The organism is Lysinimonas soli, assembly GCF_042655435.1.
GTDB lineage: Bacteria > Actinomycetota > Actinomycetes > Actinomycetales > Microbacteriaceae > Lysinimonas > Lysinimonas soli.
Genome location: NZ_JBHSMG010000002.1, coordinates 725,726 through 748,077, shown reverse-complemented (window position 1 = coordinate 748,077; position 22,352 = coordinate 725,726). Strand labels below are relative to the sequence as shown.

Annotated in this window: 34 protein-coding genes; 2 read left to right on the top strand and 32 right to left on the bottom strand. The window is 67.9% G+C overall.

Annotation, left to right across the window (positions count from 1 at the left end; translation table 11 throughout):
• Positions 1-36 precede the first annotated feature (36 nt).
• Positions 37-981 (top strand): type I pantothenate kinase, encoded by a 945-nt coding sequence (gene coaA / locus ACFPJ4_RS11250; RefSeq protein WP_386740517.1) that lies wholly within the window; start codon positions 37-39, stop codon positions 979-981.
• Here coaA and ACFPJ4_RS11245 read toward each other — a convergent pair.
• The 5 genes from ACFPJ4_RS11245 to ACFPJ4_RS11225 form a co-directional block, all read right to left on the bottom strand.
• Positions 978-1,430, bottom strand: a complete 453-nt coding sequence (locus ACFPJ4_RS11245) for a nitroreductase family deazaflavin-dependent oxidoreductase (RefSeq protein WP_386740516.1) — start codon at positions 1,428-1,430, stop codon at positions 978-980. The two genes, coaA and ACFPJ4_RS11245, sit on opposite strands and share 4 nt — an antisense overlap.
• 1 nt (position 1,431) lies before the next feature.
• Complete coding sequence (gene glmM, locus ACFPJ4_RS11240) at positions 1,432-2,802, bottom strand: phosphoglucosamine mutase (protein ID WP_386740515.1); 1,371 nt, start codon at positions 2,800-2,802, stop codon at positions 1,432-1,434.
• 24 nt (positions 2,803-2,826) lie between these two features.
• On the bottom strand, positions 2,827-3,315 hold the full coding sequence (gene rpsI, locus ACFPJ4_RS11235) for a 30S ribosomal protein S9 (RefSeq protein WP_386740514.1): 489 nt from the start codon (positions 3,313-3,315) through the stop codon (positions 2,827-2,829).
• 61 nt (positions 3,316-3,376) lie between these two features.
• Entirely contained in the window at positions 3,377-3,823 is a 447-nt protein-coding gene (gene rplM, locus ACFPJ4_RS11230) for a 50S ribosomal protein L13 (RefSeq protein ID WP_386740513.1), read from the bottom strand.
• Positions 3,824-3,949: 126 nt separating this feature from the next.
• Positions 3,950-4,873 (bottom strand): tRNA pseudouridine synthase A, encoded by a 924-nt coding sequence (locus tag ACFPJ4_RS11225; protein WP_386740512.1) that lies wholly within the window; start codon positions 4,871-4,873, stop codon positions 3,950-3,952.
• Positions 4,874-4,924: 51 nt separating this feature from the next.
• Between ACFPJ4_RS11225 and ACFPJ4_RS11220 the strand changes: the two genes are divergently transcribed.
• Entirely contained in the window at positions 4,925-6,895 is a 1,971-nt protein-coding gene (locus tag ACFPJ4_RS11220; RefSeq protein WP_386740511.1) for an acyltransferase family protein, read from the top strand.
• A gap of 13 nt (positions 6,896-6,908) precedes the next feature.
• Here the strand turns inward: ACFPJ4_RS11220 and ACFPJ4_RS11215 are convergent, their stop codons facing one another.
• The 27 genes from ACFPJ4_RS11215 to rplD form a co-directional block, all read right to left on the bottom strand.
• Entirely contained in the window at positions 6,909-7,925 is a 1,017-nt protein-coding gene (locus ACFPJ4_RS11215) for a GNAT family N-acetyltransferase (protein WP_386740510.1), read from the bottom strand.
• 89 nt (positions 7,926-8,014) lie between these two features.
• Entirely contained in the window at positions 8,015-8,608 is a 594-nt protein-coding gene (gene rplQ / locus ACFPJ4_RS11210; protein ID WP_386740509.1) for a 50S ribosomal protein L17, read from the bottom strand.
• Between the two features lie 66 nt (positions 8,609-8,674).
• Positions 8,675-9,667 carry a DNA-directed RNA polymerase subunit alpha gene (locus ACFPJ4_RS11205; protein WP_386740508.1) on the bottom strand — a complete coding sequence of 331 codons (993 nt, stop codon included), beginning with the start codon at positions 9,665-9,667 and terminating at the stop codon, positions 8,675-8,677.
• Positions 9,668-9,856: 189 nt separating this feature from the next.
• On the bottom strand, positions 9,857-10,258 hold the full coding sequence (gene rpsK, locus ACFPJ4_RS11200; RefSeq protein WP_386740507.1) for a 30S ribosomal protein S11: 402 nt from the start codon (positions 10,256-10,258) through the stop codon (positions 9,857-9,859).
• Complete coding sequence (gene rpsM / locus ACFPJ4_RS11195; RefSeq protein WP_386740506.1) at positions 10,258-10,638, bottom strand: 30S ribosomal protein S13; 381 nt, start codon at positions 10,636-10,638, stop codon at positions 10,258-10,260. The genes rpsK and rpsM overlap by 1 nt, the downstream gene beginning before the upstream one ends.
• A 196-nt stretch (positions 10,639-10,834) precedes the next feature.
• Positions 10,835-10,951 (bottom strand): 50S ribosomal protein L36, encoded by a 117-nt coding sequence (gene rpmJ / locus ACFPJ4_RS11190; protein ID WP_055821300.1) that lies wholly within the window; start codon positions 10,949-10,951, stop codon positions 10,835-10,837.
• Positions 10,952-11,028: 77 nt separating this feature from the next.
• Positions 11,029-11,250 carry a translation initiation factor IF-1 gene (gene infA / locus ACFPJ4_RS11185; protein WP_386740505.1) on the bottom strand — a complete coding sequence of 74 codons (222 nt, stop codon included), beginning with the start codon at positions 11,248-11,250 and terminating at the stop codon, positions 11,029-11,031.
• A gap of 210 nt (positions 11,251-11,460) precedes the next feature.
• Positions 11,461-12,069, bottom strand: a complete 609-nt coding sequence (locus ACFPJ4_RS11180) for an adenylate kinase (protein WP_386740504.1) — start codon at positions 12,067-12,069, stop codon at positions 11,461-11,463.
• Positions 12,066-13,394, bottom strand: coding sequence for a preprotein translocase subunit SecY (gene secY, locus ACFPJ4_RS11175; protein WP_386740503.1), 1,329 nt, complete (start codon positions 13,392-13,394; stop codon positions 12,066-12,068). The genes ACFPJ4_RS11180 and secY overlap by 4 nt, the downstream gene beginning before the upstream one ends.
• Before the next feature lie 107 nt (positions 13,395-13,501).
• Positions 13,502-14,284, bottom strand: a complete 783-nt coding sequence (rplO, locus tag ACFPJ4_RS11170) for a 50S ribosomal protein L15 (RefSeq protein ID WP_386740502.1) — start codon at positions 14,282-14,284, stop codon at positions 13,502-13,504.
• Positions 14,284-14,469, bottom strand: a complete 186-nt coding sequence (gene rpmD, locus ACFPJ4_RS11165; protein ID WP_386740501.1) for a 50S ribosomal protein L30 — start codon at positions 14,467-14,469, stop codon at positions 14,284-14,286. Before rpmD ends, rplO begins: the two co-directional genes overlap by 1 nt.
• Positions 14,469-15,170: a 30S ribosomal protein S5 gene (gene rpsE, locus ACFPJ4_RS11160; protein ID WP_386740628.1), complete on the bottom strand. Its 702-nt coding sequence runs from the start codon at positions 15,168-15,170 to the stop codon at positions 14,469-14,471. The genes rpmD and rpsE overlap by 1 nt, the downstream gene beginning before the upstream one ends.
• Positions 15,171-15,208: 38 nt before the next feature.
• Positions 15,209-15,583, bottom strand: a complete 375-nt coding sequence (gene rplR, locus ACFPJ4_RS11155; protein WP_386740500.1) for a 50S ribosomal protein L18 — start codon at positions 15,581-15,583, stop codon at positions 15,209-15,211.
• A complete protein-coding gene (gene rplF, locus ACFPJ4_RS11150) occupies positions 15,583-16,119 on the bottom strand; it encodes a 50S ribosomal protein L6 (protein ID WP_386740499.1) in 537 nt (178 codons plus the stop codon). Before rplF ends, rplR begins: the two co-directional genes overlap by 1 nt.
• A 6-nt stretch (positions 16,120-16,125) precedes the next feature.
• Positions 16,126-16,524 carry a 30S ribosomal protein S8 gene (rpsH, locus tag ACFPJ4_RS11145; protein WP_386740498.1) on the bottom strand — a complete coding sequence of 133 codons (399 nt, stop codon included), beginning with the start codon at positions 16,522-16,524 and terminating at the stop codon, positions 16,126-16,128.
• Positions 16,525-16,593: 69 nt separating this feature from the next.
• On the bottom strand, positions 16,594-17,187 hold the full coding sequence (gene rplE, locus ACFPJ4_RS11140) for a 50S ribosomal protein L5 (protein WP_386740497.1): 594 nt from the start codon (positions 17,185-17,187) through the stop codon (positions 16,594-16,596).
• Positions 17,188-17,547, bottom strand: coding sequence for a 50S ribosomal protein L24 (rplX, locus tag ACFPJ4_RS11135; RefSeq protein WP_386740496.1), 360 nt, complete (start codon positions 17,545-17,547; stop codon positions 17,188-17,190).
• A gap of 2 nt (positions 17,548-17,549) precedes the next feature.
• A complete protein-coding gene (rplN, locus tag ACFPJ4_RS11130; protein WP_386740495.1) occupies positions 17,550-17,918 on the bottom strand; it encodes a 50S ribosomal protein L14 in 369 nt (122 codons plus the stop codon).
• Between the two features lie 3 nt (positions 17,919-17,921).
• Complete coding sequence (gene rpsQ / locus ACFPJ4_RS11125) at positions 17,922-18,245, bottom strand: 30S ribosomal protein S17 (protein WP_386740494.1); 324 nt, start codon at positions 18,243-18,245, stop codon at positions 17,922-17,924.
• The gene (gene rpmC / locus ACFPJ4_RS11120) at positions 18,245-18,619 is read right to left on the bottom strand and encodes a 50S ribosomal protein L29 (protein WP_386740493.1); all 375 of its coding nucleotides are present in this window, start codon (positions 18,617-18,619) and stop codon (positions 18,245-18,247) included. The genes rpsQ and rpmC overlap by 1 nt, the downstream gene beginning before the upstream one ends.
• The gene (gene rplP, locus ACFPJ4_RS11115; protein WP_386740492.1) at positions 18,619-19,038 is read right to left on the bottom strand and encodes a 50S ribosomal protein L16; all 420 of its coding nucleotides are present in this window, start codon (positions 19,036-19,038) and stop codon (positions 18,619-18,621) included. Before rplP ends, rpmC begins: the two co-directional genes overlap by 1 nt.
• A 2-nt stretch (positions 19,039-19,040) precedes the next feature.
• A complete protein-coding gene (gene rpsC / locus ACFPJ4_RS11110) occupies positions 19,041-19,790 on the bottom strand; it encodes a 30S ribosomal protein S3 (protein ID WP_386740491.1) in 750 nt (249 codons plus the stop codon).
• Complete coding sequence (rplV, locus tag ACFPJ4_RS11105; RefSeq protein WP_386740490.1) at positions 19,790-20,206, bottom strand: 50S ribosomal protein L22; 417 nt, start codon at positions 20,204-20,206, stop codon at positions 19,790-19,792. Before rplV ends, rpsC begins: the two co-directional genes overlap by 1 nt.
• A gap of 27 nt (positions 20,207-20,233) precedes the next feature.
• Positions 20,234-20,515 (bottom strand): 30S ribosomal protein S19, encoded by a 282-nt coding sequence (gene rpsS / locus ACFPJ4_RS11100; protein ID WP_386740489.1) that lies wholly within the window; start codon positions 20,513-20,515, stop codon positions 20,234-20,236.
• 12 nt (positions 20,516-20,527) lie between these two features.
• A complete protein-coding gene (gene rplB / locus ACFPJ4_RS11095) occupies positions 20,528-21,367 on the bottom strand; it encodes a 50S ribosomal protein L2 (RefSeq protein ID WP_386740488.1) in 840 nt (279 codons plus the stop codon).
• Between the two features lie 20 nt (positions 21,368-21,387).
• Positions 21,388-21,687 (bottom strand): 50S ribosomal protein L23, encoded by a 300-nt coding sequence (gene rplW, locus ACFPJ4_RS11090; protein WP_386740487.1) that lies wholly within the window; start codon positions 21,685-21,687, stop codon positions 21,388-21,390.
• Positions 21,684-22,352, bottom strand: a complete 669-nt coding sequence (gene rplD / locus ACFPJ4_RS11085; protein ID WP_386740486.1) for a 50S ribosomal protein L4 — start codon at positions 22,350-22,352, stop codon at positions 21,684-21,686. Before rplD ends, rplW begins: the two co-directional genes overlap by 4 nt.

The following is a 22,352-nucleotide window of genomic DNA, read 5'->3' as shown; positions in this document are numbered from 1 at the left end:
CCGGCCTCGGGCCGGGCGCCCGCTACGCTGGCCTTGATGTCCGACCCCGGAAACCACGGCGGCGAGACCCCGTTCCTCGAGATCGATCGCGCCGACTGGGCCGACCTCGCCCCCAGCGTGCCCCTGCCACTGACCGAGCACGAGATCGTGCGGCTGCGCGGTTTGGGCGAGGTGCTCAACCTGCAGGAGGTCTCCGACGTCTACGTGCCGTTGAGCCGGCTGCTGAACCTGTACGCGGTGGGCGTGCGCGCGACCGCGAAGGCCACCTCCGAGTTCCTTCGCCAGCCCCCGCAGACGACGCCGTTCGTGATCGGCGTCGCCGGCTCCGTCGCGGTCGGCAAGTCGACGACCGCGCGTCTGCTGCGCACCCTGCTGAGCCGATGGGAGGACACCCCACGGGTCGAGCTCGTCACGACCGACGGATTCCTCTTTCCCAACGCCGAACTCGAACGGCGCGGGCTCATGCAGCGCAAGGGCTTCCCCGAGAGCTACGACCGTCGGGCCCTGCTCCGCTTCGTCAGCCGGGTCAAGAGCGGCGCTCCCGAGGTGCGCGCGCCGTTCTACTCGCACCTCAGCTACGACATCGTGCCGAGGGCCGAGGTCGTGGTGCACCAGCCCGACGTCCTCATCGTCGAGGGTCTCAACGTGCTGCAGCCGCCGTCACCGGGCACGCGTCTCGCCGTCAGCGACCTGTTCGACTTCACCATCTACGTGGATGCCCGCACCAGCGACATCGAACGCTGGTACGTCGAGCGCTTCCTGCGCCTGCAGCGCGGAGCGTTCGCCGATCCGAAGTCGTACTTCCACCGCTATGCGTCGCTGAGCGAACCGGAAGCGGTCGAGCGGGCGACGACCATCTGGCGCGAGATCAACGGCCCGAACCTCCAGCAGAACGTGCTGCCCACCCGGGCGCGGGCGTCCCTGGTACTGCGCAAAGACGCCGATCACGCGGTCTCGAGCGTGCTGCTGCGCAAGCTCTAGGCGGGGTCGGACTCCGACATGCGCTCGAGCACGAACACCGGGATCTGCCGCTCGGTCTTCTGCTGGTACGCCGCGTAGTCGGGCCAGGCCTCCACGGCGCGGTCCCACCAGATCGCCTTCTCGGCCCCGGTGACCTCGCGAGCCAGGTAGTCGTGCTTCTCCGAGCCGTCCTGCAGTTCGACGTGCGGGTTCTTCACGAGATTCCAGTACCAGACCGGGTGCGTCGGCGCGCCGCCCCGCGAGGCGACCACGGCGTAGACCCCGTCGTGCTCGACCCGCATGAGCGCGGTCTTGCGCAGCATCCCCGACTTCGCGCCGACCGAGGTCAGCACGATGACCGGCTTGCCGCGGAGTGTCGTCGCCTCCGCTCCCCCGCTCGCCTCGTAGCTCTCGGCCTGCGCGCGGGCCCAGTCCGAGACGCTCGGCGCGTAGTCACCTTGAAGCGGCATGTCAGCTCCTCACCGCGAGACGGTCGCGGACCACATCTGCGAGGTGTGCCGCGATGCTGGCCGCCACCTCGTATTCCACGGCCTCGACCATAACCCGGACAAGGGGTTCCGTGCCGGAGGGGCGCAGCAGCACGCGTCCGCTGTCCCCCAGCCGCTCCTGGGCGACCCGCACGGCCTCGGTGACGCCGGCGTCGGTGCTGAGCGCCTGCCCGTCGACCCCCGGCACGTTGAGCAGCACCTGGGGGTACACCGTCATGACGCTCGCGAGCTCCGCCAGGGTCTTGCCGGTCCGGACCATCTCGGCCGCCAGCTGCAGTCCGGTCAGGATGCCGTCGCCGGTCGTCGCGTGATCGCGGAAGATGATGTGCCCGGACTGCTCGCCGCCGAGGCTCAGCTCTTTGGCGTCCAGCTCTTCGAGCACGTAGCGGTCGCCGACCTTGGTCTCGAGCAGCCGGATGCCGTGCTCGGCCATCGCCATCCGCAGCCCGAGATTGCTCATCACGGTCGCGACCAGGGTGTCGCGGGCCAGCAGACCGCGCTCCTTGAGCGAGACGGCGAGGATCGCCATCATCCGGTCGCCGTCGATCGTCTCGCCGTTGGCATCCACCGCGAGGCAGCGGTCGGCGTCGCCGTCGTGGGCGATGCCGAGGTCGGCGCCCTGCTCGAGCACCATGGCGCGCAGTCCCTCGAGATGCGTCGAGCCGACCCCGTCGTTGATGTTGAGCCCATCCGGGTCGGCGCCGATCACGGTGACCTTGGCACCGGCCAGCGCGAAGACCTCGGGAGAGACGCCCGCCGCGGCGCCGTGCGCGGCATCGATCACGACGTGCAGGCCGTCGAGGCGCACGTCCAGGGTGCTGATGAGGTGCACCACGTAGCGGTCCTCGGCATCGGCGAAGCGGCGGATGCGGCCGACGCCTCCCCCGGTCGGGGTCATCTTCGGCTGACCCAGGGCCTGCTCGATGCGGTCCTCGACCTCGTCGGGCAGCTTGGTGCCCCCGATCGCGAAGAACTTGATGCCGTTGTCGGCAGCCGGGTTGTGCGACGCCGACACCATGACGCCGAAGTCGGCCTCGACATCCGCCACCAGGAAGGCGGCCGCGGGGGTCGGGATGACCCCGGCGTCGAGTACGTCGATCCCCGAACTGGCCAGGCCCGCCGCGACCGCGGCCGAGATGAACTCGCCCGAGACCCGGGGGTCGCGCGCGAGCACCGCGCGCGGGCGCTTGCCCTCGGTGCGCAGCTGGTCGGCGTGGCGTCCGCGGGTCAGAACGCGCGCGGCCGCCTGCGCCAACCCGAGGGCGAGGTCGGCGGTGATGACCTCACCGTTGGCCAGGCCACGGACACCATCGGTTCCGAAGAGACGGGGCATCGAAGGCTCTCGAGCCGCGCCGACCTAGCGCTTCGAGAACTGGGAGGCCTTGCGGGCCTTCTTGAGACCGGCCTTCTTGCGCTCGATGACGCGGGCGTCACGAGTCAGGAAGCCCGCCTTCTTGAGCGCGGGGCGGTTGTTCTCGCGGTCGATCTCGTTGAGCGCCCGCGCAATGGCGAGACGCAGGGCGCCGGCCTGGCCGGAGGGGCCGCCACCCGTGATCTTGGCGATCACGTCGTAGCTGCCGATCAGGTCGAGCACCTTGAACGGGTCGTTGATGAGCTGCTGGTGCAGCTTGTTGGGGAAGTACTCCTCGAGCGTGCGGCCGTTGACCGCGAAGGTGCCGGTGCCGGGCGTGAGGCGCGCCCGCGCGATGGCCTCCTTGCGGCGTCCGACGGCCGAGCCGGGAACGCTCAGGGCCGGACGCGGGGCCTTCGGGGCCTCTTCGCTCGGGGTCTCGGTCGTGAAGCTCTGCACGAGCTCCTCGGGGAGGGCTTCTTCGATCTTCGCCATGATGTTCTGTCCTTGAAAAGTCTGTAGTTGAAGCGCTGGGTTCGCGGAGGGGATCGGCGCGCTACTGCGCGACCTGGCCCAGGGTGTAGGTCTTCGGCTGCTGGGCGGCGTGCGGGTGCTCGGCCCCCGCATAGACCTTCAGCTTCTTGATCTGGGCACGACCCAGCGAGTTCTTCGGAAGCATGCCGCGCACAGCCTTCTCGACCGCGCGGGTCGGGTGCTTCTCGAGCATCTCGATGTAGGTCTCGCTCGAGAGACCGCCCGGGTAGCCCGAGTGGCGGTAGGCCAGCTTCTTCTCGAGCTTCTGGCCGGTCAGCGCGATCTTCTCGGCGTTGACGATGATGACGAAGTCGCCCATGTCCATGTGGGGGGCGAAGGTCGGCTTGTGCTTGCCGCGCAGGATGGCGGCGGTGTGGCTGGCGAGACGGCCGAGCACGACGTCGGTGGCGTCGATGACGATCCACTCGCGCTGGATGTCCGCCGGCTTGGGGCTGAACGTACGCGTCACGGAAGGACTGCTTTCTGTCGAGGTGTTCGTGAATCCCACTCCGGTGTGCGTTCCTTCGCGAAGCGAGGGAACCCGACGGTGGAGGGCTCAACGTGCGCCGCAGAGTGCGGACACAACCTCGCTAGGCTAGTCGATCCCCGCGTCATGGTCAAACCGTCTGGCCCGGGTGAGCGCGGCCCGCGCCGCCATCTCGTCGTCGTCCGGGTATCCGACCTCGACGAGCGTGAGGCCCTTCGCCGGCAGGACGATGAACTCCGACCCCCGCACCGCCTCGTCCCGGATCCCCGCCGGCCGGGTCGTCGGCAGCTTCGCCTCGCCGACCGCGACGCACGCGCCGACGAGCGCGCGCACCATGCTGTGGCAGAAGGCGTCGGCGCGAACCGTCGCGACGAGCACGCCGTGCGCGTCCCGCATCCAGCCGAAATCCTGCAGGGTACGGATCGTGGTGGCCCCTGGGCGCGGCCGACAGAAGGCGGCGAAGTCGTGCAGGCCGAGCAGGGAACGGGCCGCGGCATCCATCGCCTCGACATCGAGATCGGCCGGATGCCAGAGCGTGTGCCCGCGCCGACGCGGGTCGCGCAGCGCGGCCGGGTCGGCGATGCGGTACTCGTAGCGCCGCCAGAGCGCCGAGAAGCGCGCGTCGAAGCCCGGCGGCGCGAGCGTGGCGTGTGTCACCACCACATCCGATTGCAGCCCCGCGATCCCGTTGAGCCGACGCGCCAGCGCCGCCGGCCCGAATGACTTCGGTGCCGGGCCGCCGCGATGCGGGCGATCGAGGCTGGAGAGCTGCGCCGGGGTCAGATCGAGGTGGGCGACCTGGCCGAGCGCGTGCACCCCGACGTCCGTGCGACCGGCGACGGTCAGCGTCGGTGGCGGTCCGTGCTTCGCCAGGACGGTGGCCAGCGCGATCTCGAGTTCGCCTTGCACGGTCCTCAGCCCCGGTTGCCGCGCCCAGCCCGAGAAGGCCGTGCCGTCGTAGGCGAGGTCGAGTCGGAGCCGGATGCGGGGATCACGTGCGGGCTCGCCCTCGGCGTGCGGCAGTCCTTCCACCCTGGCGAGTCTAGAGCGACGGGTACGCTGGATCGCGGAGTCCCCTTTTCTATGACAGCACGACCCCGCGCCTCGACCGTGAGCGCTCCGGCCGCGAATCCGGAGCGCACGTCCCGAGCACCCGGCATCCGGTCATCCGCCTCGACCGCCGCCTGGCGTGCGGCGCCCGAGGTGTCGACGCCGTTCCACGTCGGCGGACTCGACGGGGTCCGCGCGATCGCCGTGACCCTGGTGATCCTGTTTCATCTCAGCCCCGGCGCGATGATCGGCGGCTACCTCGGCGTCGACATGTTCTTCGTGGTCAGCGGCTTTCTCATCACGAGCCTGTTGCTGCGCGAGCACGCCGATACCGGAAGAGTCGCGCTCGGCGCCTTCTGGGCCCGTCGTGCGCGCCGCCTGCTGCCGGCCCTCGTCATCCTGCTGCTGCTGTGCTGCAGCGCGGCCGCCCTGATCGGCGGCGATCTGCTCGTCGGGCTCGGCATGCAGGTGCTCGGGGCCGGGACCTTCAGCAGCAACTGGCTGTTCCTCGCCGACGGTTCGAGCTACTTCGGCGAGGCGATGCCCGAGCTGTTCCGCAACCTGTGGTCGCTCGCGGTGGAGGAGCAGTTCTATCTGGTGTGGCCGCTGCTGCTCGCGCTCGTGTTGCTGCGCATTTCCCGTCCTGTCCGGATCGCACTGGTCGCCGCACTCGCCGTCGCGTCGGCGGTCGCGATGGCAGTGTTCTGGTCGGCCGCGGACAGTACCCGGGTGTACTACGGCACCGACACGCACGCGTTCGGGTTGGCTCTCGGCGCGGTGCTCGCGCTGCTCGCCGCCTCGTGGCCGAAGCGGGCACTCGAGTGGCCGCGAGCGGTGCGCCTCGTGCTCGGGTTCGTCGGGCCGGCGGCGCTCCTCGGACTCCTCGCCCTCGCCGCCCTCATGCCGGGGGATGCCGAGTTCGTGTTCCGCGGCGGGCTCGCGCTCGTCGCCGTTCTCTCCGTCGTGGTCATCGCGAGCCTGCTCGTCCCGGGCGGCGCACTCGCCCGCGTGCTCGAGCTGGGCGCCTTCCGCTGGGTCGGTCGACGCAGCTACGGCCTGTACCTGTGGCATTGGCCGGTCTTCCTGCTCGTCACGAACGCCCTGCCGGGGTGGGCGCGCGAGGGCGTCTCCGGCTGGGCGATCGGTGGGATCGCCCTCGCCATCACCGTCCCGCTCGCCACCCTGTCGTATCGGCTCGTCGAGCAGCCGATCCGTCGGCTCGGTTTTCGCGAGGTAGCACGCCGTATCCGGGCCGGATGGCGCGCCACAGCGCCACGCGTGGCCGGCGCGCTCGCCACCGTCATCCTGCTGTCGGCGGGCACGGCCGGCACCGCCGTCGCCCTCAGCTCGGACCCCGGAATCGGCTCGACGCAGGCCGAGGTCGAGGCGGGTCAGCACGCGATCCGCGACGCCACCGTTCCCTCGACCCCGGCGCCCTCGTCGAACGGGACCCGCCCGACCCCGCCTCCGGCGCCGGCCGGCGATCAGATCACCGCGATCGGCGACTCGGTCATGCTGGCGGCGGCGCCGCAACTGCAGACGTCGCTGCCCGGGATCGCGATCGATGCCGTCGTCTCCCGTCATCTCGGCGCGGCTCCCGGCATCCTGCAGGCCGACCTCGGTGCGGGCACGCTGCGGCCGATCGTCGTGATCGGGCTCGCCACCAACGGGCCGATCGAGCGCACCACACTCGATCAGGTCCGCGCGATCGTCGGCCCCCGGCGCGAGCTCGTCGTCGTCAACGTGCAGGCGCCGCGCGGTTGGACCGACGGCAACAACCGCATCCTGTCGGATTTCGCGCAGAGCTACCGCAACGTCGAACTCGCGAACTGGCACGACGCCGCGCAGCCCATCCTCGGCGACCTGAACCGGGACCAGATCCACTTCGGACCGACCGGTGCGCGGGTCTTCACCGAGTCGATCCAAGCCGCCCTGCAGCGTCTCGCGGAGCTGCCCCCGTTGCGGGACCCGAGCTCGGACCTGTCGCTGCCGACGCCGTTCTAGCGCCGCGGACGGGTCAGAACGACTTCACGTGGGCTCGCGACGTCGCCGCCGCCTCGAAACCCATTCCGGTGTAGAGCCCGAGGGCACCCGTCGGGCTCTCGCTGTCGACATCGAGCACCGCCCGCTCGAGCCCGGCGTCCCGGGCCGCACGCAGGCTCGCCGCCAACAGGGCGGGGGCGACCCCGCGACGGCGCCATGGCGCCACGACGCCGACCAGCGAGATGTAGCTGCCGGCGAAGCCCTGCAGCTCGAAGTCCGCCTCGTTGACGTTGACGATCACGAACCCGACGACCTCCCCGCCCTCCATCGCCAGGAACGACAGCTCCGGTCGCAGGCTGGGGAGGGACAGCTGTCCGTTCCACCCCTCGACCGACGTCGGTTGACTGCCCCAGTGGTCGCGGAACGCCGCGTTCTTCGCTACGCGCGTCGCCTCGGAGAGTTCGGGTGACAGAGTCGCCAGGCGCAGCGGCGCCGGCAGCTCGAGCTCGGGGATCGGCGCGGACAGCTCGCGTTGCAGTTGGCTGAAGTACCGCTCGGTCGCGAACCCTTCGCGTTCGAGCAGTCGTGCCGCACTCGGGTCGCGATCGTAGGAGTAGCAGAGGATCCAGCCGGGCAGCGCGAGGGTGGATGCCGCGAGCTGCTGCCGTGCGCGCCCCTCCTGCCAACCGAGCAGCGCCCGACCGATCCCGCGACCCCGATGCTGCGGGTGCACGCCCCCGAACAGCACGGAGCGCACGATGGTCTCGGGTGCGGGCGGAGCGATCACCAAGCCGTGGGCGACGATCGCGCCGTCGGCTTCCGCCACCAGGCTGTCGCGCCGCAGCTCGACCCAGGAGTGCTGGAACTCCTGCTCGATCTCGTCGCGAGTCTCGGCCCACTCGGGGTGGTCGACACGCGACATCGCCGCGTACAGCTCGACGACGGCGTCGACGACGTCGAGGGTCGCATTGCGCCACGACACCCCCGCGACGGGCGCGGGCTGCACCTGCGCGGGTGCCTCGACCCGCGCACTCAAGGGGACTTCGGTCATCCCTTCAGAGTAGCCAGGCTCGGCTTCCGCCCGGAAACGCCGAACGGACCCCCGCCATACGGCAGGGGTCCGTTCGAAGCAAACGTGCGCTACGCCTTGTCGGCCTCAGCCTCGGGCGCGTCGGCCTCGGCCGGCTCGGCCTCAGGGGCGTCAGCCTCGGTGCCGGCCTGGGCATCGAGTTCGGCGTCGTCCTCGGCGATGGCCTCGGCCTGCTCGGGAGTCTCGACGAGCTCCTCAGCGGGGGCGGCCTCAGCCGGGGCGGCCGCGGCCGGCTTGACCTCGGCGCGAGCAGCGGACTTCTTCGAGCTGGCCGGCTTCTTGGTGACGGGCTCGAGCACGAGCTCGATCACGGCCATCGGCGCGTTGTCGCCTTTGCGGTACCCGGTCTTGATGATGCGGGTGTATCCGCCTTCGCGCTCCGCCATGAGGGGCGCGATCTCGGTGAAGAGCTCGTGCACGACCCCCTTGTCGGTGATGATGCCGAGCACGCGACGACGCGCGTGCAGGTCACCGCGCTTGGCGAAGGTGATGAGCCGCTCGGCCAGCGGACGCAGGCGCTTGGCCTTGGTCTCGGTGGTCTGGATGCTCTTGTGCGTGAAGAGGGCGGCCGCGAGGTTCGCGAGCAGCAGCCGCTCGTGCGCCGGACCGCCGCCGAGGCGGGGACCCTTGGTGGGCTGAGGCATGGTCTAGTTCTCCAGTGTTTCGGCAGTGAATAGGTCGGGCGGCGTCAGATCGCGGAGGCCGCGGTCTCAGACACTCTCGTCGTCGTCGTATCCGCCGTAGAAGTGCGCGCCGTCGAAGCCGGGCACGCTGTCCTTGAGCGAGAGGCCGAGCTCGACGAGCTTGTCCTTGACCTCGTCCACCGACTTCTGACCGAAGTTGCGGATGTTCATGAGCTGGGTCTCCGACAGGCCGACGAGCTCGCTGACCGTGTTGATGCCCTCGCGCTTGAGGCAGTTGTAGCTGCGCACCGAGAGGTCGAGGTCTTCGATCGGCATGCTGAGCTCGCTCGAGAGCACCGCGTCGACCGGGGCGGGCCCGATCTCGATGCCCTCGGCGGCGGCGTTCAGCTCGCGGGCGAGTCCGAACAGCTCGACCAGGGTGCGGCCGGCCGAGGCGATCGCGTCACGCGGGGTGATCGCGCTCTTGGTCTCGACATCCACGACCAGGCGGTCGAAGTCGGTGCGCTCACCGGCGCGGGTGGCCTCGACGCGGTAGGTGACCTTGAGCACGGGCGAGTAGATCGAGTCGATCGGGATCTGACCCGCTTCGCTGAACTCGCTGCGGTTCTGGGTCGCCGAGACGTAGCCGCGGCCGCGCTCGATGGTCAGCTCGAGTTCGAACTTCGCCTTGTCGTTGAGGGTGGCGATGACGAGCTCGGGGTTGTGGATCTCGACCCCGGCCGGCGCCGAGATGTCGGCGGCGGTCACCTGACCGGCACCCTGCTTGCGCAGGTAGGCGGTGATGGGCTCGTCGTGCTCGCTCGACACCGTGAGGTTCTTGATGTTGAGGACGATCTCGACGACGTCCTCCTTCACCCCGGGGATGGTGTCGAACTCGTGCTGGATCCCGTCGATGCGAATGCTCGTCACGGCCGCGCCCGGGATGGACGACAGCAGGGTGCGACGGAGCGAGTTGCCGAGGGTGTAGCCGAAGCCGGGCTCCAGGGGTTCGATCACGAACCGCGAACGGAACTCGGAGATGCTCTCCTCAGACAGGGTGGGTCGCTGTGCAATGAGCACGGATGTTTTCCTTTCGGCGAGAGTGCCCGCCATATGGCACTCACGGAAGATCAGCGGGTGGCTGGACCGCCGGGTTGTTGAGTTGTGAAGTCTGGTGCTACCTGACGCACGCCACTCAGGTGGCCGGGCCCGAGACGGGCCCGGGGCGTCCGGCGCGAGAGGCCAGAAATGGCCTCTCGCGGTTCGGGGCTAGACGCGCCTTCTCTTTGGCGGCCGGACGCCGTTGTGGGCCTGGGGCGTGACGTCGTTGATCGATCCGACCTCGAGACCGGCCGACTGCAGCGAACGGATCGCGGTCTCGCGACCCGACCCCGGTCCCTTGACGAAGACGTCGACCTTCTTCATGCCGTTCTCCTGCGCCTTGCGGGCCGCGGACTCCGCAGCCATTCCGGCCGCGTACGGGGTCGACTTGCGCGAGCCCTTGAATCCGACGTCGCCGCCGGAGGCCCAGGCGATGACCGCACCCGAGGGGTCGGTGATCGAGACGATGGTGTTGTTGAACGTCGACTTGATGTGGGCCTGGCCCACGGCGATGTTCTTCTTCTCCTTGCGGCGCGGCTTGCGGCCGGCGGCTGCCTTGGGAGTGGCCATTACTTCTTGCCTGCCTTCTTCTTGCCGGCGACGGTGCGCTTCGGGCCCTTGCGGGTACGGGCGTTGGTCTTGGTGCGCTGACCGCGCACGGGCAGGCCGCGACGGTGGCGGATGCCCTCGTACGAACCGATCTCGACCTTGCGGCGGATGTCGGCCTGCACTTCGCGGCGGAGGTCGCCCTCCACCTTGTAGTTGCCCTCGATGTAGTCGCGGAGCGCGACGAGCTGGTCGTCGCTGAGGTCCTTCACGCGGATGTCACCGGAGATCCCGGTGTCTTTCAGCGTGGCGAGCGCACGGGTGCGCCCCACTCCGTAGATGTATGTCAGTGCGACTTCCACGCGCTTTTCGCGCGGGATGTCCACTCCGGCAAGACGTGCCATGGTGGTGTCTCCTTGAGAGAGTCGGGAGGTTGGGGCATCACCGGTGCTCGAGCCTCCCGACCCGGGGTGTCACCGCCGAGGCGGATCCTGGTGATGCTGAATGTCTGTTCAGTTGTGGAACTCCGCTGCTCCGTTCGGATCGCTTGCGATCCGAACCAGAAAGCACCGCCGCTCCGGCGCAATGAGCGCCTGGGCTTCAGCCCTGGCGCTGCTTGTGCCGCGGGTTGCTCTTGCAGATGACCATGACGCGGCCGTTGCGACGGATCACCTTGCAGTGATCGCAGATCGGCTTGACGCTGGGGTTGACCTTCATTGTTCTTCTCTTCTCGCTGTCATCGTGAACCCCGCCCTTCTCGTTGATCGAGGCGGGGAGCCGTTACTTTCCAGCGACTACTTGTAGCGGTAGACGATGCGGCCGCGGGTCAGGTCGTAGGGGCTCAACTCCACGATCACGCGGTCCTCGGGGAGGATGCGGATGTAGTGCTGGCGCATCTTTCCCGAGATATGGGCGAGAACCCTGTGTCCGTTGGTCAACTCGACGCGAAACATCGCGTTCGGAAGAGCCTCGAGCACTGAGCCCTCGATCTCGATGACGCCGTCCTTTTTGGCCATACCTTCTTTAATCGCTCACGTAGTCGTACTGGTCGTGCGGGGATGGGATTGGTGTGGCGGCACGCAGAAAGCGTGCCCAAAGCACCAAAGATCGAGCTTACGCCATGAAGCAGCTTTTGGCCAAGTCAGCCCGTCGAGCTGTCGGCGAACACGCCGACGCCGCGCGGTCGCTCGCCGCATCGACGAGATACGCTCGTCGGTTCGGGGCGCTCAGCGCGTTCCGGATTCGGCCGTGACGGCGTCGCCGAAACCGCGCTCGGCGAGCGCCGCGAAGATGCGCACGGTGACGTCGTCGATCTCACCGAGACCGTCGACCTCGATGAGCAGACCCCGCGCGCGGTAGGCGTCGACAAGGGGCTCCGTCTCGCTGCGGTACACCTCTTGCCGATGCCGGATCGCCTCTTCGGAATCGTCGGCGCGACCCTGCTCGAGCGCGCGCTTACGCAGCCGGCGCACGATCTCGTCCTGGTCGGCGACGAGCTGCACGACGGCATCCAGCGTGTGGCCGTTGCTCGCGAGCAGCTCATCGAGATAGCGCACCTGATCGGTCGTGCGCGGGTAGCCGTCAAGCAGGAAGCCGTTCGCGGCATCCGCCTCGAGCAGGCGACCCTGCACGAGCGCGTTGGTGAGCGAGTCCGGCACGTAGTCCCCGGCGTCGAGGATCGCCTTCACCTGTTGACCGAGGACCGTTCCCTGGGCGATGTTCGAACGGAACATGTCGCCGGTCGAGATCGTGGGGATGTCGAAGGCCTCCGAGATGCGAGCAGCCTGAGTCCCCTTCCCCGCCCCCGGGGGACCGACGATGAGGAACCTGCTCACCGGAGGAGGCCCTCGTAGTGCCGCTGCTGCAGCTGCGAATCGATCTGCTTCACCGTCTCGAGGCCGACGCCGACCATGATCAGGATGCTGGTGCCGCCGAACGGGAAGTTCTGGTCGGCGTTCACGAGCGCGAGCGCGATGAGCGGCACGAGCGCGATCAGACCGAGGTAGATCGAGCCCGGCAGGGTGACCCGGGTGAGCACGTAGTCGAGGTACTCGGCGGTCGGCCGACCGGCACGGATGCCGGGGATGAAGCCGCCGTACTTCTTCATGTTGTCGGCCACCTCATCCGGATTGAAGGTGATGGCCACGTAGAAGTAGGTGAACCCGACGATCAGCAGGAAGTAGAGCGCCATGTAGAGCGGGTTGTCGCCGCGGGTCAGGTAGCTCTGGATCCAGCTCACCCAGGGCGCCGCGACCTTGCCTGCACCCGGCTGGTTGAACTGGGCGACCAGGGCGGGCAGGTAGAGCAGCGACGAGGCGAAGATGACCGGCACGACGCCCGCCATGTTCACCTTGATCGGGATGTACGTGTTGTTGCCGCCGTAGGTGCGCCGCCCGACCATCCGTTTGGCGTACTGAACCGGGATGCGCCGCTGCGACTGCTCGACGAAGATGACGGCCACCATGATCAGCACCCCGATCGCGATGACCCCGACCAGGATCTCCCAGCCTTTCTGGGTCGCGATGGAGCCGAGCGAGTTGGGGAAGCGCGCCGCGATCGAGGTGAAGATCAGCAGCGACATGCCGTTGCCGATGCCGCGCTCGGTGATGAGCTCGCCCATCCACATGATCACGCCGGTGCCGGCCGTCATGGTGATGACCATCAGCAGGATCGCGTACCAGGCGTCGTTCGAGATCAGATCCGAGCACGACGCGGCGGAGTTGCTCGAGCCGAACAGAGCCCCGCTGCGGGCGACCGTGATGAGCGTGGTCGACTGCAGCACGCCGAGGGCGATCGTGAGGTAGCGGGTGTACTGCGTCAGACGGGCCTGACCCGACTGCCCCTCTTTGTAGAGGTTGTCGAAGTGGGGAATGACCACGCGCAGCAGCTGCACGATGATCGACGCCGTGATGTACGGCATGATGCCGAGCGCGAAGATCGACAGCTTCAGCAGAGCACCACCGCTGAAGAGGTTCACCAGGTCGTAGAGGCTGCCCGCCGAACCGGAGTTCGCGGCGAGACAGGACTGCACGTTGTCGAACTTGACGAACGGTGCGGGAATGAACGAACCGAGCCGGAAGATCGCGATGATCGCGAGCGTGAAGCCGATCTTCTTGCGCAGGTCGGGCGTGCGGAAGATCCGCGCGACGGCACTGAACACGACGCCTCCCGGGGAAGTGGTTGGGCTTGGAGTCCTCACGGACCCCGGACGGTGACCTCGGCGTGGCGGCCCCCGAGGGGACCGCCATGCCGATGGTTACACGGGTTCTACTTGATGGACCCGCCGGCCGCGACGATCTTCTGCTCGGCAGAGCTGGAGACCTTATCGACCGCAACGTTCAGCTTAACCGCAATCTCGCCGTCACCGAGAACCTTGACCTTCTCGTTCTTGCGCACCGCGCCCTTGGCCACGAGGTCACCGATGGTGACGTCGCCGCCCTTGGGGTACAGTTCCGCGAGGCGGTCCAGGTTGACGACCTGGTACTCGACCCGGAACGGGTTCTTGAAGCCGCGCAGTTTAGGCGCGCGCATCACCGAGTTCAGGTTGCCGCCCTCGAGGCCGACGCGCACCTGGTAGCGGGCCTTGGTGCCCTTGGTACCGCGACCGGCGGTCTTGCCCTTCGAGCCCTCACCGCGACCGACGCGGGTCTTGGCCTTCTTGGCACCCGCGGCGGGCCGCAGGTGGTGCGCCTTGAGGATCTGCGGGCGCGCCTCGACCGGAGCGGCGGCCTTCTTGGCGGCGGCCTTGGCCGGCGCCTTCTCGGCAGCCGGCGCCTTGGCGGCCGGCGCCTTCTCGGCAGCCGGCTTCGCCGCGGCGGGCTTCTCGGCCGCAGCCGTGGTCGCCGACTTCGCGGCCGCGGCCTTCGGGGCCGACGCCTTCTCAGCAGCCGGCTTCGCCGCATCCGCCTTCTTGGGCGCAGCGGCCTTCGCCGCCGTCGTCTTCTCGGCGGCGGCCTTGGGCGCTGCGGCCTTCGCCGTCGTCGCCTTCTTCTCGGCAGGAGCCTTCTCGGTGGCGGCCTTGGGGGCCGCGGCCTTCTTCTCTTCAGCCATTAGTCAATCTCCTCGACCTTCACGAGGTGAGCCACCGTGCGCACGTACCCGCGGTTGGCCGGGCTGTCTTCGCGGACGACACTGTCGCCGATCCGCTTGAGGCCGAGGCTCCGCAGCGTGTCGCGCTGGTTCTGCTTCTCGCTGATAACGGACTTGATCTGGGTCACCTTGAGCCGCGCGGCCATCAGGCACCTGCCTTCGCGGTCGCCGCGGCGCGGTCGTCGGCCTCGGCGCGGATCAGACGCTCCGGTGCGACGTCCTCGAACTCGAGGCCGCGGCGCGCGGCGACCGCACGGGGCTCCTCGAGCTGCTTGAGGGCAGCGACCGTCGCGTGGACGATGTTGATCGTGTTCGACGAGCCGAGCGACTTGCTCAGCACGTCGTGGATCCCGGCGCACTCGAGCACGGCGCGCACCGGACCACCGGCGATGACACCGGTACCGGCCGCGGCCGGACGCAGCAGAACGACGCCGGCAGCGGCCTCGCCCTGCACCGGGTGCGGGATGGTCTTCGCGGAACGCGGAACGCGGAAGAAGTTCTTCTTCGCCTCTTCGACGCCCTTCGAGATCGCGAGCGGAACCTCGCGCGCCTTGCCGTAGCCGACGCCGACGAGACCGTTGCCGTCACCCACGACGACAAGCGCCGTGAAGCTGAAGCGACGGCCGCCCTTGACGACCTTCGAGACGCGGTTGATCGTCACGACGCGCTCCAGGAACTGGCTGTCGGAACGGTCGCGCGAGTTGCGGTCGTTGCGCGGGCTGCGCTCGCGGCTGCCACGACGGGCCTCGCGGGGCTCATTCGCGTTCGGTGCGGTTCCGGCGGCCGTCTCGACGACGGCACCCTCGATGACCGGCACCTCCACGACGGGGGTCTCTTCGGACGTCACGCCCTGCTCCTTGTTGTCTGCGGTGTTCGCGATGTCGCTCACAGGTCCAGCCCTCCTTCGCGGGCGCCTTCGGCGATCGCGGCGACCCGACCGGCGAAGCGGTTGCCGCCGCGGTCGAACACCACCGCCTCGACTCCGGCCTTCTTGGCGCGCTCGGCGACGAGCTCGCCGACCTTGCGGGCCTTGGCGGTCTTGTCACCGTCGAAGGTGCGCAGCTCGGCCTCGAGGGTCGACGCGGATGCCACGGTGTGGCCCTTGCTGTCGTCGACGACCTGCACGAACACGTGACGGGCCGAGCGGGTCACGACGAGGCGCGGACGCTCCGTGGAGCCCGAGATGCGCTTGCGCAGCCGAGTGTGACGGCGTTCGCGTTGCGCCGACTTGCTCGCGGCGATCTTGACTTTGGCAGCCATTACTTCCCACTCTTTCCGGCCTTGCGGCGGACGACCTCGCCCGAGTACCGCACGCCCTTGCCCTTGTAGGGCTCCGGCTTCCGCAGTTTGCGGATGTTGGCGGCGACCTCACCGACGGCCTGCTTGTCGATGCCCTTGACGGTCAGCTTGTTGTTGCCCTCGACCTCGAAGCTGATCCCAGCCGGGGGGTCGACGGTGATGGAGTGCGAGAAGCCCAGGGCGAACTCGACTGCGCTCCCCTTGGACTGCACCCGGTATCCGGTGCCGACGACCTCGAGGGTCTTCGCGTACCCCTCGGTGACGCCGGTGATCTGGTTCGCGATGAGCGTGCGGGTCAGGCCGTGCAGCGACCGCGAGGCGCGCTCGTCGTCGGGACGGGTGACGAGCACCTGACCCTCCTCGAGCGAGACCTCGATGGGGTTCGCGACGGTGAGCGACAGCTCGCCCTTGGGCCCCTTGACGCTGACGGCCTGGCCGTCGATGGTCACGGTGACGCCACTGGGAACGTCGATGGGCATACGTCCGATTCGAGACATCTCAGGTCACCACACGAAGGCGAGGACTTCCCCGCCGACGCCCTTCTTGCTCGCCTCGCGGTCGGTCAGCAGACCGGAGGAAGTGGACAGGATGGCCACGCCGAGGCCGCCGAGAACGCGCGGGATCTCGGTCGACTTCGCGTAGACGCGCAGGCCGGGCTTCGAGACGCGCTTGATGCCGGCGATGCTGCGCTCGCGGTTCGGGCCGTACTTGAGGTCGATGGTGAGCGTCGAGCCGACGCGCGCCTCTTCGACCTTCCAGCCGGCGATGTAGCCCTCCTTCTGGAGGATCTCGGCGATGTGGCCCTTGAGCTTGCTGTTGGGCAGCGACACCGTGTCGTGGTACGCACGGTTGGCGTTGCGCAGACGAGTCAGCATGTCGGCGACCGGGTCTGTCATGGTCATGTGGTTGGTTTCCTTGTCTCAACTGGTTTCGGCACACTTTTCAAGGTGGCCGACCTGGATGGGTGGGTGTTACGCGGGGGCGTCGGCCTGCTTGAACGGGAAGCCGAACTCGCGCAGGAGAGCGCGACCCTCGTCATCCGTCTTGGCGGTGGTGACGACCGTGATGTCGAAGCCGCGGACGCGGTCGATCTGGTCCTGGTTGATCTCGTGGAAGATGCTCTGCTCCGCGACACCGAAGGTGTAGTTGCCGTTGCCGTCGAACTGCTTGTCGCTCAGGCCGCGGAAGTCGCGGATGCGCGGGAGCGCGAGCGACAGCAGGCGGTCGAGGAACTCCCAGGCGCGATCGCCGCGCAGCGTGACGTGCGCACCGATCGGCATGCCCTCGCGCAGCTTGAACTGTGCGATGGACTTGCGGGCCTTGGTGACCTGCGGCTTCTGTCCGGTGATCAGCGTGAGGTCCTTGACGGCCCCGTCGATCACCTTGGAGTCGCGCGCGGCCTCACCGACACCGGTGTTGACGACGATCTTGACGAGTCCGGGCACCTGGTGCGGGTTCGTGTAACCGAACTCCTTGGTCAGGTTCGCGGCGATCTCGCTGCGGTACTTCTGCTTCAGGCGAGGCTGGGTCTTGCCAGACTCGACAGCAGTCGTTGCGGTAGCCATTTAGAGCTTCTCTCCGGACTTCTTCGCGTAGCGAACGCGAACCGTCTTCTTGACGCCGTCCTTCTCGATGACCTCTTCGCGGAATCCCACGCGGGTGGGCTTCTTGGTCTTCGGGTCGATGACGGCCACGTTCGAAATGTGGATGGGGGCCTCGTGGGTCTCGATGCCACCCGTCTTGGTGCCGCGCTGGGTCTGTCCGACCTTCACGTGCTTGGTGACGAAGTTGACGCCCTCGACGAGCACCTTGTTCTTCTCCACCAGGACCTCGATGACGCGCCCCTGCTTGCCGCGGTCTCCGCCGCGCTCCTGCGTCGGGCCGCTGATCACCTGGACGATGTCGCCCTTCTTGATGTTCGCCATGACTAAATGACCTCCGGGGCGAGCGAGATGATCTTCATGAACTTCTTGTCGCGAAGCTCACGGCCGACCGGTCCGAAGATGCGGGTGCCGCGGGGGTCACCGTCGCCCTTCAGGATGACGGCGGCGTTCTCGTCGAACTTGATGTACGAGCCGTCCGCACGACGGGTCTGCTTGACGACGCGCACGACGACCGCCTTGACGACGTCGCCCTTCTTGACGTTGCCGCCCGGGATCGCATCCTTGACCGTCGCGACGATGACGTCGCCGATGCCGGCGTAACGCCGGCCGGAGCCGCCGAGCACGCGGATGGTGAGCAGCTCCTTGGCGCCGGTGTTGTCGGCGACCTTGAGTCGTGATTCCTGTTGCAGCATGAGCTACTTCGCCTTCTCTACGATTTCGACGAGACGCCAGCGCTTGGAGGCGCTCAACGGACGGGTCTCGCTGATGAGCACGAAGTCGCCGACGCCGGCGGTGTTCGCCTCGTCGTGCGCCTTGACCTTCGATGTGCGGCGGATGACCTTGCCGTACAGCGGGTGCTTCACGCGGTCTTCGACCTCGACGACGATGGTCTTGTCCATCTTGTCGCTCGTGACGTAGCCGCGGCGCACCTTGCGGTATCCGCGCGCACCCACGTCCTTGACGTCGTGCGCGGAGTGCTCGTGCCCGGTGGGCGTGGCCTCAGCCTTGACCTGTGCCATTACTTGGCCTCTTCCTCGGTGCTCGAGGCGTCGTCCGACGCCTCGGCGACGACCTCGGCCTCATCGGCCTCGGTCTTCACGGTTTCTGACTTCTTGGGCGCCTTCGACGCCGCCTTCTTGACCGGCTTGGCCGGGACCTCGGTCGCGACGGGCGTGGCACGGATGCCCAGCTCGCGCTCGCGGATGACGGTGTAGATGCGGGCGATGTCGCGCTTCACGGCGCGCAGGCGGCCGTGGCTCTCGAGCTGACCGGTGGCCGACTGGAAGCGCAGGTTGAACAGCTCCTCCTTGGCCTTCTTCAGCTCGTCGATCAGACGATCGTTCTCGAAGGTGTCGAGCTCGAGCGTGACGAGCTCCTTGGATCCGACGGCCATTATGCGTCGCCCTCCTCGCGCTTGATGATGCGTGCCTTGAGCGGCAGTTTGTGGATGGCGCGCATGAGCGCCTCGCGGGCGAGCGTCTCGTCGACGCCGGCGACCTCGAAGAGCACGCGGCCCGGCTTGACGTTGGCGACCCACCACTCGGGTGAACCCTTACCGGAACCCATGCGGGTTTCGGCCGGCTTCTTGGTGATCGGGCGGTCGGGGTAGATGTTGATCCACACCTTTCCACCGCGCTTGATGTGACGGGTCATCGCGATACGCGCGGACTCGATCTGACGGTTGGTCACGTAGGCCGGCGTCAGCGCCTGGATGCCGAACTCGCCGAACGACACCTTGGTGCCGCCCGTCGCCTGTCCGGAGCGTCCGGGGTGGTGCTGCTTACGGTGCTTGACCTTGCGGGGGATGAGCATGACTAGCCTTCCGCTCCTGCCGCGACGGGCGCGTCGGTGCGACGGCCACGAGGCGCGTCACGACGCTCGGGGCGGGTCGACTTCTGCGACGCCTGCTCACGAGCCAGTTCCTTGTTGGTGATGTCGCCCTTGTAGATCCAGACCTTCACGCCGATGCGGCCGAAGGTGGTCCTGGCCTCGTAGAACCCGTAGTCGATGTTCGCGCGCAGGGTGTGCAGCGGCACGCGCCCCTCGCGGTAGAACTCCGACCGGCTCATCTCGGCGCCGCCGAGGCGTCCGGAGACCTGGATGCGGACACCCTTCGCACCGGCGCGCTGTGCACCCTGCAGACCCTTGCGCATCGCGCGGCGGAAAGCCACACGGGCGCTGAGCTGCTCGGCGATGCCCTGGGCGACCAGTTGAGCCTCGGCCTCGGGGTTCTTCACCTCGAGGATGTTGAGCTGGATCTGCTTCTTGGTGAGCTTCTCGAGGTCGGCGCGGATGCGCTCGGCCTCGGCTCCACGGCGGCCGATCACGATGCCGGGGCGCGCGGTGTGGATGTCCACACGCACGCGGTCACGGGTCCGCTCGATCTCGATCTTCGCCACGCCGGCGCGGTCGAGGCTCGTCTTGAGCAGGTTGCGGATCTTGATGTCTTCGGCGACGTAGTCGGCGTAGCGCTGACCGGGCTTCGTCGAGTCGGAGAACCAGCGCGACACGTGGTCGGTGGTGATCCCGAGTCGGAACCCGTACGGGTTGACCTTCTGGCCCATTACTTCTTCCCTGCCTTGGCGGTGTTGGGGCGGCGCTGGCTTCCGGCGCTGGCCGCGACCAGCTCATCCGGAGTCGCGAGCACGACCGTGATGTGGCTGGTGCGCTTGAGGATCTTGAACGCACGGCCCTGGGCGCGCGGCTGGAACCGCTTCAGGGTCGTTCCCTCATCGACGAATGCCTTCGACACGAACAGGTCCTGCTCGTCGAGGTAGCTGTTGCTGGCATCCGCCTTCACGCGGGCGTTGGCCATCGCCGAGGCGACGAGCTTGTAGATCGGCTCGCTCGCGCTCTGCGGGGCGAACTTCAGGATCGCGAGGGCCTCAGCGGCCTGCTTGCCCCGGATCAGGTCGACGACACGTCGGGCCTTCTGAGGGGTCACGCGGATGTGTCGCACGCGGGCGATCGACTCCACCATTTCTCTTCCTCCTCTTTCGTCACCGCGTTAGCGGCGACGACCCTTCTTGTCGTCCTTCTCGTGGCCGCGGAAGGTGCGCGTCGGCGCGAACTCGCCGAGCTTGTGACCGACCATCGTCTCGGTGACGAACACCGGGATGTGCTTGCGGCCGTCGTGCACGGCGATGGTGTGGCCGAGCATGGCCGGCACGATCATCGAGCGGCGCGACCAGGTCTTGATCACGTTCTTGGTGTTGGCCTCGTTCTGCGTCGCCACCTTGCGGAACAGGTGGTCATCGACGAACGGACCCTTTTTGAGACTGCGCGGCATTGTTGTCGATCCCTACTTGCGCTTCTTGCCGACGGTGCGGCGACGAACGATGAGCTTGTCGCTCTCTTTGTTGGCGTGCCGCGTACGGCCTTCCTTCTGGCCCCACGGGCTGACCGGGTGGCGACCACCGGAGGTCTTGCCCTCACCACCACCGTGCGGGTGGTCGATCGGGTTCATCGCGACACCGCGGACGGTCGGGCGGACGCCCTTCCAGCGCATGCGGCCGGCCTTGCCCCAGTTGATGTTCGACTGCTCGGCGTTGCCGACCTCGCCGATCGTCGCGCGGCAGCGCACGTCGACGTTGCGGATCTCGCCCGAGGGCAGACGCAGCTGGGCGTACGGGCCGTCCTTGGCGACGAGTCGAACCGAGGCTCCGGCGGAACGCGCCATCTTGGCGCCCCCGCCCGGCTTCAGCTCGATCGCGTGGATGACCGTACCGACCGGGATGTTCTTGAGCGGCAGGTTGTTGCCGGGCTTGATGTCGGCGGCGGGACCCGACTCGACCACGTCGCCCTGACTCAACTTGTTCGGCGCGATGATGTAGCGCTTCGTGCCGTCCACGAAATGCAGCAGCGCGATGCGCGCGGTGCGGTTCGGGTCGTACTCGATGTGCGCGACCTTGGCGTCGACGCCGTCCTTGTCGTTGCGCTTGAAGTCGATGACGCGGTACTGGCGCTTGTGCCCTCCACCGATGTGGCGGGTCGTGATGCGACCGGTGTTGTTGCGTCCACCCGACTTCGAGAGCGGCTTGAGCAGCGACTTCTCGGGGGTCGAGCGCGTGATCTCGACGAAGTCGGCGACCGACGAACCGCGACGACCCGGAGTCGTGGGCTTGTACTTGCGAATGGCCATGAGTGTGTTCCTCCCCGGACCTAGCCGACAGCCGTGAAGATGTCGATGGAGCCGGACTTGAGCGTGACGATCGCGCGCTTGGTGTCCTTGCGCTTGCCGATGCCGAACTTGGTGCGCTGCTTCTTGCCCGTGCGGTTGAGCGTGTTGACCGAGGCGACCTTGACGTTGAAGATCTTCTCGATGGCGAGCTTGATCTCGGTCTTGTTCGACCGCGGGTCCACCACGAAGGTGTACTTGCCGTCGTCGATCAGGCCGTAGCTCTTCTCGCTCACGACCGGCGACAGGATGACGTCGCGCGGGTCCTTGTTGTAGCCGCTCACTTCGCAGCCTCCTCGGTAGTCGCCGAACCGGCGCCGGACTTGGCAGCGACGAACGACTCGAACGCGGCCTTGGTGAAGACGATGTCGTCGCTGACGACGACATCGTAGGCGTTGAGCTGATCGGCGAACAGCACGTGGACGTGCTTGAGGTTGCGCACGCTCTTGAAGGCGTCGTCATCCCCCCGCTCGAGAACGATCAGAACGTTCTTGCTCGTGGCGACATCCGCCAGAAGCGCCGACGCGTTCTTCGTGCTCGGTCCGTTGGTGCCGAAGTTCTCGATCACGTGAAGGCGTTCGCCGCGAGCCCGGTCCGACAACACACCGAGCAGAGCCGCGGCGATCATCTTCTTGGGGGTGCGCTGCGAGTAGTCGCGCGGGTGGGGTCCGTGGACGATGCCACCGCCGGTGTGCTGGGGGGCGCGGATCGAGCCCTGACGAGCGCGACCGGTTCCCTTCTGCTTGAACGGCTTGCGACCGGCACCCGAGACCTCGCCGCGACGCAGCGTGTTGTGCGTGCCCTGGCGTGCCGCGGCGAGCTGCGCCGTGACGACCTGGTGGATCAGCGGGACGTTGGTCTGGACGTCGAAGATCGCGCCGGGAAGCTCGACCGAACCGGTCGCCTTGCCCTTGGCGTCGAGGACGCTCAGCGTGGTGGAGTCAGCCAT

Coding starts and splice junctions, on each gene's coding strand:
- coaA (WP_386740517.1), top strand. CDS start 37: ATGTCCGACCCCGGAAACCACGGCGGCGAGACCCCGTTCCTCGAGATC.
- ACFPJ4_RS11245 (WP_386740516.1), bottom strand. CDS start 1,430: ATGCCGCTTCAAGGTGACTACGCGCCGAGCGTCTCGGACTGGGCCCGC.
- glmM (WP_386740515.1), bottom strand. CDS start 2,802: ATGCCCCGTCTCTTCGGAACCGATGGTGTCCGTGGCCTGGCCAACGGT.
- rpsI (WP_386740514.1), bottom strand. CDS start 3,315: ATGGCGAAGATCGAAGAAGCCCTCCCCGAGGAGCTCGTGCAGAGCTTC.
- ACFPJ4_RS11220 (WP_386740511.1), top strand. CDS start 4,925: ATGACAGCACGACCCCGCGCCTCGACCGTGAGCGCTCCGGCCGCGAAT.
- ACFPJ4_RS11215 (WP_386740510.1), bottom strand. CDS start 7,925: ATGACCGAAGTCCCCTTGAGTGCGCGGGTCGAGGCACCCGCGCAGGTG.
- rplQ (WP_386740509.1), bottom strand. CDS start 8,608: ATGCCTCAGCCCACCAAGGGTCCCCGCCTCGGCGGCGGTCCGGCGCAC.
- rpsK (WP_386740507.1), bottom strand. CDS start 10,258: ATGGCCACTCCCAAGGCAGCCGCCGGCCGCAAGCCGCGCCGCAAGGAG.
- rpsM (WP_386740506.1), bottom strand. CDS start 10,638: ATGGCACGTCTTGCCGGAGTGGACATCCCGCGCGAAAAGCGCGTGGAA.
- rpmJ (WP_055821300.1), bottom strand. CDS start 10,951: ATGAAGGTCAACCCCAGCGTCAAGCCGATCTGCGATCACTGCAAGGTG.
- infA (WP_386740505.1), bottom strand. CDS start 11,250: ATGGCCAAAAAGGACGGCGTCATCGAGATCGAGGGCTCAGTGCTCGAG.
- rplO (WP_386740502.1), bottom strand. CDS start 14,284: ATGGCTGAAGAGAAGAAGGCCGCGGCCCCCAAGGCCGCCACCGAGAAG.
- rpmD (WP_386740501.1), bottom strand. CDS start 14,469: ATGGCCGCGCGGCTCAAGGTGACCCAGATCAAGTCCGTTATCAGCGAG.
- rplR (WP_386740500.1), bottom strand. CDS start 15,583: ATGGCTGCCAAAGTCAAGATCGCCGCGAGCAAGTCGGCGCAACGCGAA.
- rplF (WP_386740499.1), bottom strand. CDS start 16,119: ATGTCTCGAATCGGACGTATGCCCATCGACGTTCCCAGTGGCGTCACC.
- rpsH (WP_386740498.1), bottom strand. CDS start 16,524: ATGACCATGACAGACCCGGTCGCCGACATGCTGACTCGTCTGCGCAAC.
- rplE (WP_386740497.1), bottom strand. CDS start 17,187: ATGGCTACCGCAACGACTGCTGTCGAGTCTGGCAAGACCCAGCCTCGC.
- rplX (WP_386740496.1), bottom strand. CDS start 17,547: ATGGCGAACATCAAGAAGGGCGACATCGTCCAGGTGATCAGCGGCCCG.
- rplN (WP_386740495.1), bottom strand. CDS start 17,918: ATGCTGCAACAGGAATCACGACTCAAGGTCGCCGACAACACCGGCGCC.
- rpsQ (WP_386740494.1), bottom strand. CDS start 18,245: ATGGCACAGGTCAAGGCTGAGGCCACGCCCACCGGGCACGAGCACTCC.
- rpmC (WP_386740493.1), bottom strand. CDS start 18,619: ATGGCCGTCGGATCCAAGGAGCTCGTCACGCTCGAGCTCGACACCTTC.
- rplP (WP_386740492.1), bottom strand. CDS start 19,038: ATGCTCATCCCCCGCAAGGTCAAGCACCGTAAGCAGCACCACCCCGGA.
- rpsC (WP_386740491.1), bottom strand. CDS start 19,790: ATGGGCCAGAAGGTCAACCCGTACGGGTTCCGACTCGGGATCACCACC.
- rplV (WP_386740490.1), bottom strand. CDS start 20,206: ATGGTGGAGTCGATCGCCCGCGTGCGACACATCCGCGTGACCCCTCAG.
- rpsS (WP_386740489.1), bottom strand. CDS start 20,515: ATGCCGCGCAGTCTCAAAAAGGGTCCGTTCGTCGATGACCACCTGTTC.
- rplB (WP_386740488.1), bottom strand. CDS start 21,367: ATGGCCATTCGCAAGTACAAGCCCACGACTCCGGGTCGTCGCGGTTCG.
- rplD (WP_386740486.1), bottom strand. CDS start 22,352: ATGGCTGACTCCACCACGCTGAGCGTCCTCGACGCCAAGGGCAAGGCG.